The sequence below is a fragment of the Halomonas sp. V046 genome, from assembly GCF_052645355.1.
The window spans coordinates 1-4,516 of sequence record NZ_JBQXYF010000029.1 but is presented as its reverse complement, the minus strand read 5'-3'; the positions used below and the strand labels follow the sequence as shown (position 1 = coordinate 4,516).

The window sequence follows — 4,516 nt, the reverse complement described above, 5'->3', positions numbered from 1 at the left end:
AAGGGGGTGGCGCCACCGGAGGTCAGCCTGAAGGACATCTTCGTCTCGGTGCTGCCCTTCATCGCCCTGCAGCTGTGTGTGCTGGCCGCCTTGCTGGCATGGCCCGACATGGCGCTGTGGCTGGTGGAGTGACCCCGGCGATCGATCCACGGGCCGATCGAGGGGGCGACCGGATGTCGCCCCCTCCCTCACCGGCCACCAAGCAGACGCATGACCCAGGGCGCCCCGTTGCACCTCTCGCGGTCCCTTCGACAGCGTTTCCCACCGGCGCCCTCTCCGCCATCGCCCCACCACCTTCGCGCCCAAAGCCCCGTTGGAGATATCCACCCCCATAGCGACAGCAAGGACGTTATCATGGCGACACCACGACTGACGTATCTCGAGAAGGTCGGATTCGGAAGCGGCGATATGGCCATCAATGTGGTCATCTCCTCGATGTTTCTGATCATCTCGTACTTCTATACCGACATCTTCGGCTTGAAGCCGTCCCACATGGGCATCCTGTTTCTGGTGGCACGGCTGGTCGACGCCGTGACCGATCCGCTGATGGGCATGCTGACCGATCGCATCAACACACGCCGAGGGCGATACCGTCCCTACTTCCTGGTCTTTGCCGTGCCCTTCGGTGTTTCGGTGCTGCTGCTCTTTACCACCCCGGACTGGGGCTACAACGCCAAGCTGGTGTGGGCCTACGCCACCTATCTGCTGGTGACGCTGCTGTTCACCGCGGTCACCATTCCCTACATTTCGCTGATCGGCGTGCTCTCCGACGACCCCAAGGACAAGCTGTCGGCCAACGGCTATCGCCTGTTCTTCGCCAAGATCGCCGCCTTTCTGGTCACCATCATCGTACCCAAGCTCGCCGAATCGTTCGGCGACGGCAGACTCGAGTTCGGCTATCAGATCGCCATGGGCCTGATGGGCCTGCTGGCCACCCTGTTGCTGCTGTTCTGCTACTTCACCACGACCGAACGCGTCCAGCACCGTATCGACGACAAGCCGCTCAGGCAGCAGTTCGCCATCTTGCGCAAGAATGATCAGTGGTTGCTGCTGTGTGGGGCCTGCTTCACCGGCACCATGGGGTATGTGATGCGCAGTTCCGTGGCCGCCTACTACGCCAAGTACTACCTCGGTGCCGGCCCCGGCCTGTTGTCGGCCTTTCTGACCGCGGGCGTCGGCGCCGCCATCCTGGCCATGGTGGCGTCGACCTGGATCACCAAGAGCTACTGCAAGGTGAAGCTGTTTCGCTACAGCCAGGTGGCGGTGGGCCTGCTGAGCGTGCTGATGTTCGTGGTCGTCGACCCGGGCGAGGTGCTGCTGGCGTTCGTGCTCTACTTCCTGATTTCGTTCGTGGTCGACCTCCACGCGCCGGTGTTCTGGTCGGCCATCGCCGAAGCCGTGGACTACGGCGAGGCGAAGACCGGGCGGCGTGTCTCGGGGCTCGCCTTCGGCGGCATCTCGTTCTTTCAAAAGGCCGGCATGGGCGTCGCGGGCTTTCTGGTCGGCATTCTGCTGACCTACTTCCACTACGAGCCCAACGTCGATCAGAGCGCCTTCACCCTGACCGGCATCGCCCTGATGCTCTCCGTGATCCCCGGCGTCTTCCATACCCTGATGGGCGCCTTCATGTTCCGCTACCGGATCACCGACGAGTACTACGAGTCGCTGGCCTCCTACGGCGCTGGCCAGCTCGCCTCGGAGCATCCCGCCGCCACGGAATTTGGCCCGGGGCCTTCTCGGTGAAGTCACCTCGCCGCAAGGCCCCCCTGACATCGGAGCCCCGCATGCCACCGACACCTTCACCGCTGATCGAACAGCGCGCCGATCCCTGGATCCTCAAGCACGCCGGACGCTATTACTTCATCGCTTCCGTGCCGGACTACGACCGCCTCGAGATCCGTGCCGCCGATAGCATCGCGGGCCTTGCCTCGGCCCCCGCGACGACGGTCTGGCACCAACCACAGACGGGCCCCCTGGCGGCGCTCATCTGGGCGCCGGAGCTGCACTATCATGAGAACCCCGCAAGCGACACGACAGCGAGCCGAGGCTGCTGGACCATTTACTTCGCGGCGGCCCCCTCCCGTGACATCGTCGACGGGCTGTTTCAGCACCGCATGTACGCCATCTCGTGCCCCTCGGCGGACCCACTCGCCGGCCCCTGGAGCGAGCCGGTGCCCATCGAGACGCACCTGGACAGCTTCAGCCTCGATGCCACCACCTTTCATCACCAAGGCACGCTGTACTACGTCTGGGCGCAGCACGATCCGGCGATCCCAGGCAACACCAATCTATACATCGCCAGCATGGGATCACCCCACGAACTGGCGAGCCCACCGACCCGCCTGAGCGTTCCTGAGCATGACTGGGAGACACGCGGTTTTCTGGTCAACGAGGGCCCCGCCGTGCTCCTGCGTCACGGCCGCATCTTCATCACCTACTCGGCCAGCGCCACCGACGAAAACTACTGCATGGGTCTGCTGTGGGCCGACCCCGAGAGCGACCTGCTCGACCCCGCCAACTGGTCGAAGTCGCCCTCGCCGGTGTTCGCGAGTGACCCTGCCAACGCCGTCTACGGCCCGGGACACAGTTGTTTTACCGTCGCCGAAGACGGCCATACCGATCTGCTGGTCTACCATGCCAGGACCTATACCGAGATCCAGGGCGATCCCCTGTGGGATCCCAATCGCCATACCTACGTCAAGCCGATCCGCTGGCGCCACGATGGCTTTCCCGACTTCGGCCGAGCCGGCGAAGGCACCCTGGCACCGCCCAGTCGGCGGGATTAACGTGAGGTTATACCTTCGTATGTTGTACATATTCGCCGTTGAGCCGTTAAGATAACACCATTCTGGTGTCCAGCCTGCCTCGCCCCGTCGGCCAAGGCGAGAGGCTGGGCATCACACCGGACAGGGAACGGCAGCTCCCCTTATCGAAGCCGAGGAAGTAGCGATGCGTATCATCCAATGTGTGCACCAGAATCAGGCCCGCGCGGCCCTGGTGGAAAACGAGCATCGAGTCCGCCTGACCGATGCCGATACCTACACCCTGGCGCGCCGTGCACTCGATGCCGGCCAAGGCCTGGCCGACACCGTCACGGCGGCCCTGACCGGCGAGACGCTGGACTACGGCCAGCTGGTGGAGCAACGCCTGCTGCTGCCGCCCCTGACCCATCCGGACCCGGCTCACTGCCTGGTCACCGGCACCGGCCTGACCCACCTGGGCAGCGCCGACACGCGCAGCGCCATGCACGCCAAGACCCAGGCCGACGAGTCAGAGCTCACCGACTCCATGCGCATGTTCAAGCTCGGCGTCGAGGGGGGTAAGCCGAGCACGGGCCAGGCCGGCGCCCAGCCGGAATGGTTCTACAAGGGTGATGGCGACTGCGTGGTCGCCCCCGAGGCACCGCTGCCGTCGCCGGATTTTGCCGAAGACGCCGGCGAGGAGCCGGAGCTGGCCGGACTCTACGTCATCGATGCCAAGGGTCGCCCGCATCGGGTCGGCTTTGCCGTCGGCAACGAGTTCTCCGATCATGTCACCGAGCGCTTCAATTATCTGTGGCTGGCCCACTCCAAGCTCAGGGCCTGCAGCTTCGGGCCGGAGCTACTGATCGGCGACCTTCCCGAGCATCTCGAGGGCGTGAGCCGCATTCGCCGCGACGACAAGGTGCTGTGGGAGAAGCCGTTCTTGACGGGCGAGGCCAACATGGCGCATACCATCGCCAACCTCGAACATCACCACTTCAAGTACGCCGGCTTCCGCCGCCCCGGTGACGTCCACGTGCACTTCTTCGGCACCGCCACCTTGAGCTTCGCCGATGGCATCGCGACGCGCTCCGGCGACCGCTTCGAAATCGAATTGCCGGCCCTCGGTCGCGCCCTGCGCAATCCGCTGAAGGCCGCAGAAGACGACGCCACCGTGACCACGGTCACGCCGCTCTGAGCGTTCGTCTGAGCGTTCGTCTGAGGGATGCTTTGCCCCGCCGCGGTTGGCCGTGACCGCGGTATTGCCATGGCTGCGCGGCGGCCCCGCACGGCGCTACCCACCACAGCCACCGACCCGCTCGGTGACGCCCCGTCAAGACCCAACCAAGGAGTGATCATGACTCTCGAAGGCAAGCAACTGATCGGTAGCCAGGCCGTCCTGGCCCAGGGTCCCGCCATCCACGGGATCGATCCGTCCACCGGTGACCGGCTCGAGCCCGGGTATCCTGCCGGCGGCAAGGCCGAGGTCGAGCGTGCCTGCGAACTCGCCTGGGCCGCCTTCGACGGCTACCGCGAGACAAGCCTCGAGGAGCGTGCGCGCTTTCTCGAGACCGTGGCCGACAACATCGAGGCCATCGGCGATGACCTGATCACCCGTGCCATGCAGGAATCCGGTCTGCCCCGGGCTCGCCTGGAAGGCGAGCGTGGGCGCACCTGTGGCCAGCTGCGCCTGTTCGCCGGCGTTGTCCGCGCCGGTGAATGGCTCGACGTGCGCATCGACCCGGCCCTGCCGGAGCGCCAGCCGATGCCCCGCG

At 65.3% G+C, this 4,516-nt stretch carries 4 protein-coding genes; all 4 read left to right on the top strand.

Annotation, left to right across the window (positions count from 1 at the left end; translation table 11 throughout):
- Positions 1-354: 354 nt before the first annotated feature.
- Positions 355-1,743, top strand: a complete 1,389-nt coding sequence (locus ACUN9Y_RS22035; protein ID WP_445462894.1) for an MFS transporter — start codon at positions 355-357, stop codon at positions 1,741-1,743.
- Positions 1,744-1,784: 41 nt separating this feature from the next.
- Positions 1,785-2,786: a glycoside hydrolase family 43 protein gene (locus ACUN9Y_RS22030; RefSeq protein ID WP_445462893.1), complete on the top strand. Its 1,002-nt coding sequence runs from the start codon at positions 1,785-1,787 to the stop codon at positions 2,784-2,786.
- Positions 2,787-2,949: 163 nt separating this feature from the next.
- Positions 2,950-3,939 (top strand): AraD1 family protein, encoded by a 990-nt coding sequence (gene araD1 / locus ACUN9Y_RS22025; RefSeq protein ID WP_445462892.1) that lies wholly within the window; start codon positions 2,950-2,952, stop codon positions 3,937-3,939.
- A gap of 159 nt (positions 3,940-4,098) precedes the next feature.
- Positions 4,099-4,516 (top strand): aldehyde dehydrogenase family protein (locus ACUN9Y_RS22020; RefSeq protein ID WP_445462891.1); only part of this gene is annotated, 418 nt, incomplete at its 3' end.

Excerpts from the sequence above, each read along its gene's own strand:
- ACUN9Y_RS22035 (WP_445462894.1), top strand. The coding sequence starts at position 355 with ATGGCGACACCACGACTGACGTATCTCGAGAAGGTCGGATTCGGAAGC.
- araD1 (WP_445462892.1), top strand. The coding sequence starts at position 2,950 with ATGCGTATCATCCAATGTGTGCACCAGAATCAGGCCCGCGCGGCCCTG.
- ACUN9Y_RS22030 (WP_445462893.1), top strand. The coding sequence starts at position 1,785 with ATGCCACCGACACCTTCACCGCTGATCGAACAGCGCGCCGATCCCTGG.